Here is a 13,022-nt window from a genome sequence, read left to right as displayed (position 1 = left end):
GCACACTAAGCAATTAGCTTTCAGCGCACCCCCTTGCCCCCTAAATGTACAACTTGTACATTTAGGGGTATGGAAACAAAGTCGGTGTCCTCCAGCCAGTTTCGTCAATACCAAAGCCAAATCCTTGAAGAAGTACAGCGCGCGCCCGTCAGGATCACCAGTCGAGGAAAGCGTGCCCGCGCCGTCGTCGTCTCCCCCTCATTCTTTGATCGAGCTTTGGAAGCACTAGAGGATCAAGAGGACATCCGCGCTGCCGAAGTCGCCCGGGAGGAAGCCGAGGAAATCTCGCATGATGACCTCAAAAAAGAACTCGGACTAGCCTAGCCCCCACATGGCCAGCCCCACCTACCGCATCACCTATAAGGGCTCCGTCGCTAAGGAGCTACGCAAAATCGATAGGCAGACACAAAAACGTCTCCTTGCTGCAATCGAAGGCTTAGCCACCAACCCCCGGCCCGATGGCGTCAAGAAACTAAAAAGTAAGTACGACCAGTACCGTATTCGCGTCGGTAACTACCGCGTAGTCTACGAAATTGCAGACGGGCAACTCCGTGTGCTTGTCCTGCGAGTCGCCCACCGAAAAGATGTTTATCTCAGATAACCCACAGCCGCTGTCAGCCGCCTCTCCCTCATGTCCCAAAGTTCCACCCCAAGCGTATAGAGATATCGCTACAATGTGAGTGTGTGGGTCGCTGGGGGTGTGTCCACACGCTCCCTGCCAAGCCGCACCCCAAAAGCACGGCAGGGAGTAACCCTTTTTAGTCCCCAGTGGTATATCTCCGCACCTACGGCCGCTCATCCACCTGGAGCGCGCTGCGCAGTAACGGTACCGCCTCGTTGGAATGCTACGCAGTAACTGTCCCGCTTTTACGCAGTAACTGTCCCGCTGAAACTTATATAAAGCTTATTTTTCTGAGATTTAACTAAAATGCCTGTTCAAGGCTGCGCAGTAACGGTCCCGCCCCGTTGGGGCGCTGCGCAGTAACGGTCCCGCCCCGTTGGGGCGCTGCGCAGTAACGGTCCCGCTTTTGCGCAGTAACGGTCCCGCTTTTGCGCAGTAACGGTCCCGCTTTTGCGCAGTAACGGTACCGCCCTCTCCAGAAAAACACTGGTCAAACCCCGTAAATTCGTGGCTCCCTGTAATACTTATAGTTGCTGCAACTACTCTTCACGCTTCCTGGAATTTATGAATTTTTGCAAGGCTACAGGAATAGCGCCTAGCAAAAATATCGATAGTGTAATCACCATCCCGATTAAATATGCAACCCAATCAATTGATGAGTTGAACGAGACAAACGCTAGCTCCCGTCTGGGGGTTAAGGCCACCAGAACAAAGACTGGCCCCCATATCAGCATTCCAGCTGTTCGTCTTTGGTTGCCTAACAATATGTAAAGGAGAAATGCCAACCCAATTACCACAGGTATGAACTTATATGCTTCAAACATTGTGCACCTTTCAATGTATTTTTTAGCGGATCATATCATCTGATCATGATAATGCGATTTGTCGATTATATACTTTTATCGTGTTTTTTTAATATGCGGCGAATTGTTCTGTCGGAGACGCCGAAAAGCTCGGCTATTTCCCTCTGGGTACGCGCCCCTGAGTGGTATTGCTCCACGACAGCCAGTTGCTGATTGAGGGTGAGTTTAGGCTGTTTTCCACGTAGTTTTCCTTTGGCTTTGGCAATCGCCATGCCTTCTCGGGTCCGTGCAGATATAAGGCTTGCCTCGAACTCTGCGATCATGGCAAAGACATTGAACATCAGTCTCCCCGCGGGGTTGCTCGGATCGTAGGTCTCGGACCCGATTTGAAGTGCGACGCCAGTCTGTTCAAGCTCTTGAGCGATGCTGGCGGCGTCAGCGACACTACGTGCAAGGCGATCTAGCTTTGTGACCACCAAGCTATCGCCTGCGCGGCAAGCAGCGAGGGCTTGCCGCAGTCCGGGGCGATCGATACTGCGGCCCGATAGTCCATGATCAACATAAATGCGTTCTGGTGCCACCCCGAGTTGCCGCAGTTGCTTTTCCTGCGCGGCAAGATCTTGATGCTTCGTGGAGACGCGGGCGTAGCCGATTTTCATATACCCCTCCTGTTGTTGGTTTTGACGTTCACTATAGGCGTTTAAGGAGTGTTTTTCGCCTATTTTTTCGCCGGGGTTATACGCCGGTAGTTATGCTGCGGCTTTACAGTTCCGGGTGGTGTCCCGCCAAGGGGCGTTTATCGTTGGTCAAACGCCTCTCGACGGGCAACTTCCTTACGGGTCCTCGACAACCATTTTTGCGACCGCGCCAGAGGAATCGCGTACGTCGCGTGCCCGCGACTTTGAGCACGATGGCACCTGGGAGGTACTCAGCCACGAGGAAAAGCCGCTATAAAATGCAAATAACGTTACAACGCTAAAACGTTATAGTGGTTTAACGTGGTAACGCTATAGTGTTGTTGGTGCGACCTAAGGAGGGTTAACCCATGAGAGTGTCTTTTGTTCACACCAAAGGAGGTGTGGGGAAAACAACCAGTGCGATGATGGTGGCCACCGCGGCCGCCAACACTGGTCGGCTGGTTGAGGTCTATGACACCGACCGGCAAGGCTCGGCAATGCGGTGGGCTGAAATCGCCCAGCAACGCGACGATGAGCTTCCCTTCCCCGTTATCTCCCTGAGTGCCCAGCAGCTCCGAGATCTTCCCCCCAGCGACGAGACGCTTCAGATCATTGACACCCCACCGGGGGAGGCTGCGTCCATTCAGGCGGCCATCGACACCGCCGATCTAATCATCGTGCCCACCGGTGCAGCCCCTATGGATATTGATCGTGTGTGGCCGACGCTCGACGCCGTCGAAGGTCACCCCGTGGGGGTACTTCTGACGGGTGTGCTGATGCACACGCGGTTCTACTCAGAATCGCGTGAGGTTTTCGAAGGTCAAGGGGTTGCCACGTTTTATAACGCCGTGCCGCAGCGCGAGGAGATCAAGGCCGCCTTCGGAACCACCCCGACACGCCTTCACGGATACGACGATGTGTATCGGGAAATTATCGACATTGAGGAGCTGTAAAAAACGATGACCAAGCGACCTAGCATCGCTGATACGATGCGCAAAAACTCGCCGTCCAAGAAGTCAAAAGCAGCCGTACCCGTGGCAGACACTTTCACCGCCAAGCGCACTGATCTTGATCGTCGAACGACGATCTACCTGGCTCACGAGAACTGGGAGGCCCTGAAAATTCGTAGCGTAAAAGAGGGGCGCAATGTCTCTGAGATCATCAACTCGTTGGTGGCTGACTACCTCGACAAAAAGTAACAGAGGGGGCGGTAAAGCGGAATAACTGCACTTCAAAACAACAACGTTAAAACTTTAGAACGTTACAACATTAAAGAGTTTTAGCGTTAAAACACCTCAACGTTTAAACGCTATAGCGGTGTGACGTAACACTACGGGGCAGTTCTGCCCACGACGAAGCACACCAAAGGCGTGAAGATGAAACCCCCGCAAGTTACACTGATGTAAGTCAACCAAATGAAAAATGAGCGCCGAACCGGCGGCAACCAGTTCGACGCTCGCTTATCACCCAGTTCACCCTGGGGGAAAGCATGGCCATGAGTTTACAGGCTTACGCGCACAATGCGCACATTAAAACACCGACCAGTGTCGATGGAGACCGTGGCGGGCTGGATAACACCCCAGCATCTGCCAGCGACCGCGACCTGCTTCGCGCTCATCTAGGCCGCGAGGTGCTCCACGGTTCCATTGGGCGTAATTTCTCCAAGGCGTATATTCGCAATGCAGACGGATCTAACTCGCCGCGCATGTACCGCTTCGGTACAGAGGCTTTAGGCCGGTGCGAGTACGTCATGCTTACCAACAAGCAGTACGCCGCTGTCCTGGTCGTTGACGTTGATCAAGTAGGAACAGCAGGTGGTGATCCCGCAGACCTTAACCCGTATGTGCGTGACGTAGTGCGCTTGCTTATCAGCCACAACATCGGGCCGGCGTGGGTAGGAATCAACCCGACTAATGGGAAAGCCCAGTTCATCTGGCTCATTGACCCTGTGTACGCCAACCATGAAGGCAAATCTGCGCAGATGAAGCTTCTGGCCGCGACTACGCGCGTGCTGGGTGAGCTTTTAGACCATGACTCACACTTTTCCCATCGATTTAGCCGTAACCCGTTCTATACCGGCAAGGCTCCTACGGCTTATCGTTGGTACAAGCAGCACAACAGGGTGATGCGGCTTGGAGACTTGGTAAAGCAGGTAAGGGATATGTCAGGACACGACCAGTTCGAAGCAGCTCCACGCCAACAGTTCAACTCTGGCCGCGAACTAATTAACGCAGTCAAGACCCGTCGCGAAGAAGCCCAAGCGTTCAAAGCACTCGCCCAGGATGTAGACGCGGAAATCGCTGGCGGTCTCGACCAGTACGACCCGGAGCTCATCGATGGTGTGCGCGTGCTGTGGATTACCCAGGGCACTGCCGCACGCGATGAAACTGCTTTTAGACATGCGCTTAAGACTGGTCACCGTTTGCGGCAACAAGGCCAGCGCCTGACAGATGCGGCGATTATCGATGCCTACGAGCATGCCTATTACGTCGCTCAGACTCATGGTGGGGCTGGACGAGATAGTGAAATGCCGCCCATGCGTGATCGTCAGACTATGGCTCGGCGTGTGCGCGGGTATGTCACCCACTCCAAGAGTGAGGCCTACAGCGGTTCCAGTGCTCCGGGTAAGGCCACTAGTAGCGAACGTAAAGCACTGGCAACAATGGGCCGCAAAGGCGGGAAAAAAGCTGCTGAGCGCTGGCAAGACCGTGACAGTGACTATGCACAGGCGGAGCTTGCCAAATTGCAACGAACGCATCGGAAGAAACGCGTTCAAGGGCAAACTACCAGCGCGAAGATTCATGGATATTAGGATGCGTGACAATCACAAGGGTTTTCATGGTATTCCTTTCCGTTCGACTTGAGAAAATACCATGGTATCCCTGCTGTTTGGCTCTGACAATACCTCAGAGCACCCTTTCGGCTAATGGCTATACAGCGATCTCCCGCAAGGAGGTGCGCTGCTGACCGCGCGCATCAAAATTCTTCGGATCCAGCCATTGCAGTAACCGGTGTTTACGCTGCTCCCACTCGGTATCCAGCATTGAATACCACGCCGTATCGCGGTTGCGGCCTTTATATACGACGGCTTGGCGGAACGTTCCCTCATAGGTGAAGCCTAGGCGCTCGGCTGCGCGGCGTGAAGGCTCATTCAGTGCATCGCATTTCCACTCGTAGCGGCGATAGTGCAGCGTCTCAAACACGTACTGCGCCAGCAGATACTGCACCTCCGTGGCGGCGCGAGTGCGTTTTAGACGTTCGCCATACGTTACACTACCCACCTCGATAACACGGTGGGCGGGGTTAATGCGCATGAGCGCTAAAGTGCCAACCGCACGCCCATCCTGATCTATCACAGCCAGACAGTACGGGTCGGTGGATTCCTCCATGCGCTTGAGGAGGGTCTCTAACTCTGCCCGGTCAGCAACAGGGTTCAGGGACAAATAGGTGAAACTTGGTTTGGGCGCTTCAGGACCGTAGACCTCGTACAGGTCGTCGCCGTGGCGTTCTGCATCAAGTTTTTCGAGGCGGCAGTAGCGCCCCTGTAAACAATCAATGCTGGGAGTCTCGCCCGTGCGGTAGTCGGGCAGGGCATCGCCGATAGGTTGCTGGTAGTCGTTATATCGCATGGGTTTTCTCAAATTTTCGGTTGCGGCAGGTACTTCTTTATCGTACCTGCAGAAGCACCAGCCCTCAGCGATTTCCTCTGTTTATAGTCCGTACATTGTTTTCATGGCAGCCCATATGATGCCGGGCTGCTCACTGATAGCCTCATGGCTGGCGAACGGCACATTCATCAGGTGCGCCTCGGGCAGGTGCCTACGCAGTTCCGCCAGCTCTTGTAGAGAAAATAGAAAATCGTTCTCCCCACGCGCGGCCAGCACAGGCACCCCAATCGCAGAAACACGCTCATTCGGGTACCCTGTCTCCGTGGTGTCCAGCCACCGGTGGCGCAGATCGTCTACAAGTGTCTCAAGGTGAGGGCGCGGATTCAGCTTCTCGTAGGATGCGACCCTGTCGGCCATGCGTTCACGGAAAAGTGCGGGCGACAGGTTCTCAAACATCTCCCGTACGGAGGCGTCCCGTACACCACTCCACGACGCACCAACAGTCACTACCGAAAGCACTCGTGTATCCTCAGCCGCTAGCCGGTAAGCCGCCGTGCCGCCATCGCTGAAACCAAAGACATGGTATTCCCGCAGCCCGGTAACCTGCACAATATGACGCGCGTCTTCGGCAAACTGCGCGTAGGTGAGTTCAGCCGTGCCGCGGGTGGAACGCCCATGCCCGCGTGCATCGGTTTCAACCACCAAAAAGTGCTGCTGCAGCTCAGACAGGATAGCGGCGAAATCCTCTGCTGACCCGAACCCACCGTGCAGAAGCAGCATGGCCGGGTTTTCAGGCTCACCGCTTAGACGGTAGAACAAATCAGCGTCTCGATAATGCGTGGTGGGCATGTGTTTCTCCTCAAGTTATAAGACGTCTGCCCAGTCCACCTGGGACAGGGCCTCGTGGCGTTTGCGGAACGTGTACTTCAGAATGGGCACACCAATAAGCCTGTCGATTAGGGCACCTAACCCTGTTGTGAATTCGATGGTGTCTGTCATGCAGGTGCCGCCTGCTGAAGGCTCAAAGCGGTGTGTGTGACGGAATGTCCGGTAGGGGCCTTTACGCATAGTATCGGTGAACAGTGCTCCCCGCTCATGCTCTTCCACCTCTGCACGGTGCCGCAGCCACAGGCCGCACACCCGGTACCTGAAATCTAGAATGTCGCCCAGCTGCCAGTGGTCAGTGCCGGTAAGCCAGCGGACGGGGAAGGGGAACTGCTGGCAGAACCCGGTTTGTGAGGTGCAGTACCGGAACACCTGATCGGGTGGAGCGTTCACCAGCACCTGGCGCGTGTACACCGCCATACTAATAGCCCTTCTACGACTGGTTGCATGTACAAGGTTAAGACGGTGGATGCTTTGCCCGCACCAGCTTTCCGAGTCTTAACACCAGTGTTCTCAACCTACCACGGTGTCCCCGGTTTCTCTACTGTTCTCCTGCGCCAAAACCGGCTTACATGTGCCGCAGCCCAACCGTGCAGAGGGTGCCCCGGGCGTTTAGGTGGTCAACAGACGGGGGGTTCCGCCCGCGTGCTCATGGCTTGTCATATTTCTTCTGAGCCGGAAATATCCTCAAAACCAATAATTTTGCTATCACAAAAGTTAATGAGTATGCCGTACGGCTCGGCAATAGGTAGCGGGCTTTCCCTAAAAACAATAGACCAGCTGCTGCCCTCATAGAACATAAATTCCGGCAGTGAAAGAAGCGGCCCGTCGGGTGCACGATCCCCCTCAGAGACCCCTAATGCGCCCGGGTTTTCAGCCAGGATGTTCTGTAGAAATAGTTCGGCGTCCTGCCGGTACGCAGATGCACGGTTCATGGTGTGGGCGACAAACGCAAAATCAGCATCGTGATAGTCGGCAGGGTGGCTCAGCTGGATGGAGAACGGCATATGTTTAAAGATGCCGTGCAGAAAATACTCCCTTGTCTCACCGGCAGCTGTTACCTGCATATCTGTAAAGCCAGCAGCATACACATCCATGCGGTGACCCGCCCTCCATCCACCAGGTGCGCTCAATGCCCGCTACCCCCACAGGAACTGCAGGGCGCCCAGCCACCACGACACCCCATACGCGAGCGCAACAATCACCACTGAGGCCACCACCAGGTACGCATCCCGACGTGAATAGGCGGGCACACGCGCCCACGACCGCGCCCCCGCGCCGAACCCGCGTGCCTCCATGGTGACCGCCAGGCGTGAGCCGCGCCTAATAGCCTGCACCATCAGCGCGAACATCTGCCCCGCACTGGTGCGCAGCCGCCCCCACGGGCCCTGCCCCGCGCCCAGCCCGCGGGCACGCCGTGCCTGCCCCAGCGTGTTCCACTCCCCAAATAGGATTCCCACCAGGCGCAGCGCCGCCAGCGCGGCCAGCACAAACCGTGCCGGGAGCCGGAATGTCTGCGCCAGCGAATCCCCCAGGTCTGTGGGGTCGGTTGAGAGCACGAACGCGAACGTGGGCAGCACCATCGCCAGGGAGCGGAGCATCATTGAGACGGCGGCAGCCAGCGAACCCTGCGTAATACTATTCACCCCGAAGTCGAGGATCACGGGGCCGGTCTTATTCACCAGGATCGCCACACTCCAGCCGGTGCTGGCCACCGCCACCAGGATGGGCCAGGCGCGGGCCAGCAGGTTGACCGGGCGGAAACCCACCACCGTGAACCCCACCAGTTCGAGGACGAGCATGACGGTGGCGCTCACCGGGTCTTTAATGAGGATCGCCGCCAGGATAAGCACCACGGTGACCACGCATTTCACCCCCGCGTTCAGCCCGCCAAACCAGCTGTTCCGTTCGGCGTTTGGCCCGAAAAAGTCCGTGTTCATGCGCGGTTTCCTTCCTGAGCATCCCGGGCGGGCGCATCAAGGGTGATGCTCCGCCCGCCCAGGGCCGCCGTGAACTCCATATCGTGGGTGATAGACAGCACCGCCGTCCCTTCGGCCAGCAGCCCGCGAATAATGCGCACCAGCTCACCCCAGGTGTGGGCGTCCTGCCCGAACGTGGGCTCATCCAGGATGAGCACGCGGGGCGCGGTCGCCAGCGCCGAGGCCACCGACAGGCGGCGTTTCTCCCCGCCGGAAAGAGTGAACGGGTTAGCGCCCAGCAGCCCGCTAAGGCGCAGCCGCTCAGCCAGGGACTCGGTGGCGGCAGCAAGCGCGCCCTCATCCACGGGCTCACGGCGTAAAGTGGCTAGGCGGCGCGGGCCCAGCTGCAGCTCCTCACGCACGGTGCCGCGCACGAACTGGTACTCGGGTTCCTGAAACACGTACCCGATTCGCCCAAGTAGCTGCGCCGGGTTCCATGAGGGCACGTCCCAGCTGGCGGGGTGCGCCTCGTGGGCGAGGTTTTGCAGCGCCGGATGCGCACACAGGGTGCCGTCGGCGGCGTAGAGCAGCCCGGCCAGGGTGAGGGCAAGCGTTGATTTTCCTGCACCGTTTGGGCCCAGGATACTCAGGTGCTCCCCCTGCCTGATGCTCAGGTTCACCCCGCCGCGCAGGGTGGGCATGCTGATGCGCACGGGTGCGGCATCCGGCATGGTTTTGAGCTGTTTACGGCGGGCACGCAGCTGTTTTTTGGTGGGGTATTCCCGCGTGATAGCAAGGTTTTCGGCGGAGAGCAGCTCGGCTTTTGGCGCCGTTGGGGTGCCGGGTGTTTCGGGTACGTAGCCGGGCACCCACACGCCGTCGGCGATGAGGGTTTCGCGGGCCTCATCAAGCACCTGCTCGGGCGGGCCGTCGTGGGTGATGCCTCCACCGGAGCCGAGCACGATCACGCGGTCCATGTGCTGCGCCCACACGCTCACCCGGTGCTCCACCACGATGAGGGTAGCCCCGGTGTGCGCGGCCGCCCGCACCACGGCCTCACGCACCTGCTGCACCCCCTGCGGGTCGAGGTTGGCGGTGGGTTCATCCAGCAGGATGGCGCGCGGGTGCATCGCCAGGATCCCGGCAAGCCCCAGGCGCTGTTTCTGCCCGCCGGAGAGGGCGCTGGTGGGGTGGTCCAGGCTCAGGTGCTCCAGGTTCACGGCGCTCAGGGCTTGGCTGACGCGCTCCCAGATTTCTTCGCGCGGAATGCACAGGTTTTCGGGGCCGAAGGCCACATCGTCGCCCACGCGGGCCAGCACCACCGACGACTCCGGGTCTTGCTGCATGAGCCCCACTATTCCGCGCGCATCGGCGGGTGTGTGCCCGTCGATGCGTGCAATACCGAGCTGGCTGTGCCCGTCATCATCGTGAATAACTCCCGCTAGGGCGTGCAGCAGGGTGGATTTCCCGGCGCCGGAGGGCCCCAGCAGCAGCACTTTCTGGCCGGGTTCGATGCTCAGGGTAATCCCCGAAAACGCGGGTTTTTCACGGCCGGGGTGGTGCCATCCGAACCCGTCCAGTTCGATGCGTGCCCCCGCTGAGCCTGTTGGTTCTGCGGTGCGGTGCTGCCCCACGGTGGTGGTGTTCACGGTGTGCCTTTCTCCTGCGATAGTGAGGTGTTACGCCTGCACGGTGCGGGCTTGCGCCCCTGAGGCGAGGGAGGCGAGCACACCGGTTTTCGCGAGCGCCTTAGTGAGCGCCCACGAGCCGATACCGGACATTACCAGCCCCGAGAGCACGGAGCACACGATGTAGATTGCGGCTTTGGTGGGGTCCATATCCGGGTAGTAGATGAGGATTTCGTTGCCGCCCATGAACAGCCCCGCAAGCGCACCGGCGAATACCGCCACCGGCAGGTTCCAGCGCCGGTATGCGAACACGGCAAAGGCGATTTCGGCGCCCACACCCTGGATGAGGCCCGCCAGCAGAATCTCACCGCTGAAAGCGCCCCCGGTCAGGAGCACGGAGATGATGGCGGCCACCACCTCGCAGTACAGTGCGGCACCGGGTTTGCGGATCAGGTACCCGCCGAGCACCCCGGCGAGCAGCCAGGCACCGCCAATGAGGGGCTGGTATTCGGGGACGGCCGCGAAAATGGTTTTAGCGGCCGGGCTCACCCCAATATCCCACACCCAGAACACTACGGCGCAGGCTACCGCCACGACCGATACGATCACGATTTCGTTCACACGCCATGTGAGGCGAGATTTATTTGACATTTTTCCTCCCGTCGTTGGAAGGGGGACAGCCTCGCCCCGTGTATGTGGGCGGGGTTATCGAGAATAGTCGACTCCCTACACCGGTACTAACCGGATCAGGTTCGAGGGTCTGCGTAGCACTCTCAGCGCCGTAGGGCGCTCCCCTGTCGTTAATGCCCGGGTACCACCCGGGGTCCATACATATTCTACATACAGGTGAAGGCTTTGGTGAATCCCGCTCAAAGACCGTGTTCTGCCCAAAGAATAGCGGGTAATAGGCGTGAAGCTGCCCGAAAGTGGCTTTTGGTGTGGCGGGGCGGGTATCACACCCTGAAAAATCCGCTCCGGGTGCGCGTAACCTCGTAAAAGCATATACGCTAGAGGGTAGAGTATTTCTATCGAATGGAGAAACTATATGAACCCCGTCGCCAAAATCGCCATCACCGGTGTGAACCTCGCCGCGTCCGCTCTCGTAGGTAAGGGCCTGAGCTATGTGTGGAAGGGCGTTACCGGCAATGAACCGCCGACCATCGCCCCCGAATCTGAAGACACCGTGCGCAACGTTATTATTTGGGCGGTGCTCACCTCGGTGGTGGGTACGCTGGTGAGCATTGGTATTGCCCGCGCCCAGCGTCGTTTCCTGCCCACCCGGTAGCGCGTACCGTACCGTACACCGCCCGCTGATGCGGGTATTTTGAGGGGATGCGCGGGCTCGCCGCACCGGCCCGCGTGTCCTTATCTTTTCACACAAAACATCTCTGCGGAATGCGCACGGTCGCGCCCGCCTGACAGCTTTTCAAAGAACATGGCTACTACACCTGACCACAGCACCAGCCGCCGTTCGGTGGTCTCATGGGTGCTTTGGGACGTCGGATCGTCAAGTTTCGACACCATCATGACCACCTTCATTTTCACGGTCTACCTCACCAGTGCATACTTCGGGTCTAAGGAGGGCACCTCTGCGGCGCTGTCGCTGGGGCTGACCATTGCGGGGTTTTTCATCGCCCTGTTAGCCCCGGTCACCGGCCAGCGTGCCGATAAAACGGGTAAGGGCATCTTCTGGCTGGGTGTGAACACGCTGTCGCTGGTGGCGTTGACGGCGCTGTGTTTTTTCGTTGCGCCCTCCCCGGCGTACCTGTGGCTGGGGGTGAGCCTGGTGTCGGCGGCAAGCGTGTTCAGTGAGTTCGCATTCGTGAACTACAACGCTGTGCTTCCACGGGTTTCAACCCCGAATAATATCGGCAAAATCTCGGGTCTTGGCTGGTCGGCCGGGTACCTGGGCGGGGTGCTGGCGCTGGGTGTGGTGTTGTGGGGGTTCGTGCTTGAACCGAATGGGCTGCGGCTCAGCACCGATGATGCGTTCAATATCCGTGCGGTCGCCCTGTTCTCGGCGTTCTGGTGCCTGGTGTTCTGCCTGCCGCTGCTGGTGCGGATGCGGCGTCGGGAGCGGTTCCTGCCGGAGGTGCTGCCCGTGCGTGAGCTGAAGTTCTTAGAACGCGGTTTTACGCGGCTTTCCCCGGCCCGCCAGGGCGGGCTGTTCGCCTCGTACCGGGAGCTGTGGCGAACCATTGTGCGGCTGCAGAAGAGCGCCCCGCAGACCCTGTACTTTCTGCTGGCAAGCGCGGTGTTTCGTGACGGGCTGACCGGCATTTTCACGTTCGGCGGTATCCTGGCGGCGGGCACGTTCGGTTTTACCACTTCTGATGTGATTATTTTCGGTATTGCCGGTAACGCCGTGGCCGCTATTGGTGCGGTCCTTGGCGGGTACCTGGACGACTACCTGGGGCCGAAGAAAATTATTGTGTTCTCGCTGGTGGGTATTCTGCTGGCCGCCACCCCGCTGCTGCTGTTCCCGTACCCGGGCACGTTCTGGGTGTGCGCGCTGGTGCTGTGCCTGTTTGTGGGCCCGGCGCAGTCGGCATCCCGCACGTTCCTGGCGCGTATTGCCGCCCCGGGCACGGAGGGTGAGCTGTTCGGCTTGTACTCCACAACCGGGCGGGCCACAAGCTTCTTAGCCCCCATGCTGTTCGGTGTTTTCGTGGTGATTTTCAACGCCCAGGTGTGGGGCATCTTGGGGATTATGATCGTGATTCTGGCTGGGCTGCTCATGCTCCTGCCGCTGGAGTCGCCGGAGGCGCTGCGGCAGCGTAAAGCCCGCCGGCTGGAGAAGAAGCAGGTGAAGCGGGAGAGGAAAGAGCAGAAGACCGCCCACCGGCGGTAAGGGGCAGCATACCGCAACGCACCGGCCGC

General features: G+C 58.6%; 16 protein-coding genes and 1 riboswitch. Of the genes, 7 read left to right on the top strand and 9 right to left on the bottom strand.

The annotated features are described in order from the left end of the window. Positions 1-69: 69 nt before the first annotated feature. Both D8M23_RS10520 and D8M23_RS10515 read left to right on the top strand, forming a co-directional pair. A complete protein-coding gene (locus D8M23_RS10520; RefSeq protein ID WP_126854735.1) occupies positions 70-324 on the top strand; it encodes a type II toxin-antitoxin system prevent-host-death family antitoxin in 255 nt (84 codons plus the stop codon). A gap of 7 nt (positions 325-331) precedes the next feature. Next, complete coding sequence (locus tag D8M23_RS10515; RefSeq protein WP_126854734.1) at positions 332-601, top strand: type II toxin-antitoxin system RelE family toxin; 270 nt, start codon at positions 332-334, stop codon at positions 599-601. A gap of 560 nt (positions 602-1,161) precedes the next feature. Here the strand turns inward: D8M23_RS10515 and D8M23_RS10510 are convergent. Further along, positions 1,162-1,446 carry a hypothetical protein gene (locus D8M23_RS10510; RefSeq protein WP_126854733.1) on the bottom strand — a complete coding sequence of 95 codons (285 nt, stop codon included), beginning with the start codon at positions 1,444-1,446 and terminating at the stop codon, positions 1,162-1,164. 65 nt (positions 1,447-1,511) lie between these two features. Then, complete coding sequence (locus tag D8M23_RS10505; protein WP_126854732.1) at positions 1,512-2,084, bottom strand: recombinase family protein; 573 nt, start codon at positions 2,082-2,084, stop codon at positions 1,512-1,514. Positions 2,085-2,470: 386 nt separating this feature from the next. Between D8M23_RS10505 and D8M23_RS10500 the strand changes: the two genes are divergently transcribed. The 3 genes from D8M23_RS10500 to D8M23_RS10490 all read left to right on the top strand — a co-directional run bounded on the left by D8M23_RS10500 (position 2,471) and on the right by D8M23_RS10490 (position 4,914). Further along, positions 2,471-3,055 carry a ParA family protein gene (locus D8M23_RS10500; RefSeq protein WP_126854731.1) on the top strand — a complete coding sequence of 195 codons (585 nt, stop codon included), beginning with the start codon at positions 2,471-2,473 and terminating at the stop codon, positions 3,053-3,055. A 6-nt stretch (positions 3,056-3,061) separates the two neighbouring features. Continuing rightward, positions 3,062-3,301, top strand: a complete 240-nt coding sequence (locus D8M23_RS10495; protein ID WP_126854730.1) for a hypothetical protein — start codon at positions 3,062-3,064, stop codon at positions 3,299-3,301. A 296-nt stretch (positions 3,302-3,597) separates the two neighbouring features. Beyond that, positions 3,598-4,914, top strand: a complete 1,317-nt coding sequence (locus tag D8M23_RS10490; RefSeq protein ID WP_202976141.1) for a replication initiation protein — start codon at positions 3,598-3,600, stop codon at positions 4,912-4,914. Between the two features lie 118 nt (positions 4,915-5,032). On the opposite strand, the gene D8M23_RS10485 is transcribed toward D8M23_RS10490, so the two are convergent. The 7 genes from D8M23_RS10485 to D8M23_RS10455 all read right to left on the bottom strand — a co-directional run bounded on the left by D8M23_RS10485 (position 5,033) and on the right by D8M23_RS10455 (position 10,793). After that, on the bottom strand, positions 5,033-5,731 hold the full coding sequence (locus tag D8M23_RS10485) for a GNAT family N-acetyltransferase (RefSeq protein WP_126854729.1): 699 nt from the start codon (positions 5,729-5,731) through the stop codon (positions 5,033-5,035). Positions 5,732-5,812: 81 nt separating this feature from the next. Then, positions 5,813-6,559 (bottom strand): alpha/beta fold hydrolase, encoded by a 747-nt coding sequence (locus D8M23_RS10480; RefSeq protein WP_126854728.1) that lies wholly within the window; start codon positions 6,557-6,559, stop codon positions 5,813-5,815. A gap of 15 nt (positions 6,560-6,574) precedes the next feature. Beyond that, a complete protein-coding gene (locus D8M23_RS10475; RefSeq protein ID WP_126854727.1) occupies positions 6,575-7,015 on the bottom strand; it encodes an SRPBCC family protein in 441 nt (146 codons plus the stop codon). A 239-nt stretch (positions 7,016-7,254) separates the two neighbouring features. Further along, positions 7,255-7,692: a hypothetical protein gene (locus D8M23_RS10470; protein WP_126854726.1), complete on the bottom strand. Its 438-nt coding sequence runs from the start codon at positions 7,690-7,692 to the stop codon at positions 7,255-7,257. A gap of 42 nt (positions 7,693-7,734) precedes the next feature. After that, positions 7,735-8,535 carry an energy-coupling factor transporter transmembrane component T family protein gene (locus D8M23_RS10465; protein WP_126854725.1) on the bottom strand — a complete coding sequence of 267 codons (801 nt, stop codon included), beginning with the start codon at positions 8,533-8,535 and terminating at the stop codon, positions 7,735-7,737. After that, positions 8,532-10,163: an ABC transporter ATP-binding protein gene (locus tag D8M23_RS10460; protein WP_126854724.1), complete on the bottom strand. Its 1,632-nt coding sequence runs from the start codon at positions 10,161-10,163 to the stop codon at positions 8,532-8,534. Before D8M23_RS10460 ends, D8M23_RS10465 begins: the two co-directional genes overlap by 4 nt. Positions 10,164-10,193: 30 nt before the next feature. Next, positions 10,194-10,793, bottom strand: coding sequence for an ECF transporter S component (locus D8M23_RS10455; RefSeq protein ID WP_037236689.1), 600 nt, complete (start codon positions 10,791-10,793; stop codon positions 10,194-10,196). Between the two features lie 55 nt (positions 10,794-10,848). After that, a riboswitch (TPP riboswitch) is annotated at positions 10,849-10,948 on the bottom strand. A 239-nt stretch (positions 10,949-11,187) separates the two neighbouring features. On the opposite strand from D8M23_RS10455, the gene D8M23_RS10450 reads away from it, so the two are divergent. Beyond that, positions 11,188-11,427: a DUF4235 domain-containing protein gene (locus tag D8M23_RS10450; protein ID WP_006888809.1), complete on the top strand. Its 240-nt coding sequence runs from the start codon at positions 11,188-11,190 to the stop codon at positions 11,425-11,427. Between the two features lie 150 nt (positions 11,428-11,577). Next, positions 11,578-12,993: an MFS transporter gene (locus D8M23_RS10445; protein ID WP_037287366.1), complete on the top strand. Its 1,416-nt coding sequence runs from the start codon at positions 11,578-11,580 to the stop codon at positions 12,991-12,993. Positions 12,994-13,022 lie beyond the last annotated feature (29 nt).

It is taken from the genome of Rothia sp. HSID18067, assembly GCF_003989445.1.
GTDB lineage: Bacteria > Actinomycetota > Actinomycetes > Actinomycetales > Micrococcaceae > Rothia > Rothia aeria.
Note: the sequence above shows the minus strand (reverse complement) of the source record. Positions and strands in the feature narration are given on the sequence as shown.

Bases quoted from the DNA above. Each gene is read 5' to 3' on its own strand.
- D8M23_RS10520 (WP_126854735.1), top strand. From the start codon at position 70: ATGGAAACAAAGTCGGTGTCCTCCAGCCAGTTTCGTCAATACCAAAGC.
- D8M23_RS10515 (WP_126854734.1), top strand. From the start codon at position 332: ATGGCCAGCCCCACCTACCGCATCACCTATAAGGGCTCCGTCGCTAAG.
- D8M23_RS10510 (WP_126854733.1), bottom strand. From the start codon at position 1,446: ATGTTTGAAGCATATAAGTTCATACCTGTGGTAATTGGGTTGGCATTT.
- D8M23_RS10505 (WP_126854732.1), bottom strand. From the start codon at position 2,084: ATGAAAATCGGCTACGCCCGCGTCTCCACGAAGCATCAAGATCTTGCC.
- D8M23_RS10500 (WP_126854731.1), top strand. From the start codon at position 2,471: ATGAGAGTGTCTTTTGTTCACACCAAAGGAGGTGTGGGGAAAACAACC.
- D8M23_RS10495 (WP_126854730.1), top strand. From the start codon at position 3,062: ATGACCAAGCGACCTAGCATCGCTGATACGATGCGCAAAAACTCGCCG.
- D8M23_RS10490 (WP_202976141.1), top strand. From the start codon at position 3,598: ATGAGTTTACAGGCTTACGCGCACAATGCGCACATTAAAACACCGACC.
- D8M23_RS10485 (WP_126854729.1), bottom strand. From the start codon at position 5,731: ATGCGATATAACGACTACCAGCAACCTATCGGCGATGCCCTGCCCGAC.
- D8M23_RS10480 (WP_126854728.1), bottom strand. From the start codon at position 6,559: ATGCCCACCACGCATTATCGAGACGCTGATTTGTTCTACCGTCTAAGC.
- D8M23_RS10475 (WP_126854727.1), bottom strand. From the start codon at position 7,015: ATGGCGGTGTACACGCGCCAGGTGCTGGTGAACGCTCCACCCGATCAG.
- D8M23_RS10470 (WP_126854726.1), bottom strand. From the start codon at position 7,692: ATGGATGTGTATGCTGCTGGCTTTACAGATATGCAGGTAACAGCTGCC.
- D8M23_RS10465 (WP_126854725.1), bottom strand. From the start codon at position 8,535: ATGAACACGGACTTTTTCGGGCCAAACGCCGAACGGAACAGCTGGTTT.
- D8M23_RS10455 (WP_037236689.1), bottom strand. From the start codon at position 10,793: ATGTCAAATAAATCTCGCCTCACATGGCGTGTGAACGAAATCGTGATC.
- D8M23_RS10450 (WP_006888809.1), top strand. From the start codon at position 11,188: ATGAACCCCGTCGCCAAAATCGCCATCACCGGTGTGAACCTCGCCGCG.
- D8M23_RS10445 (WP_037287366.1), top strand. From the start codon at position 11,578: ATGGCTACTACACCTGACCACAGCACCAGCCGCCGTTCGGTGGTCTCA.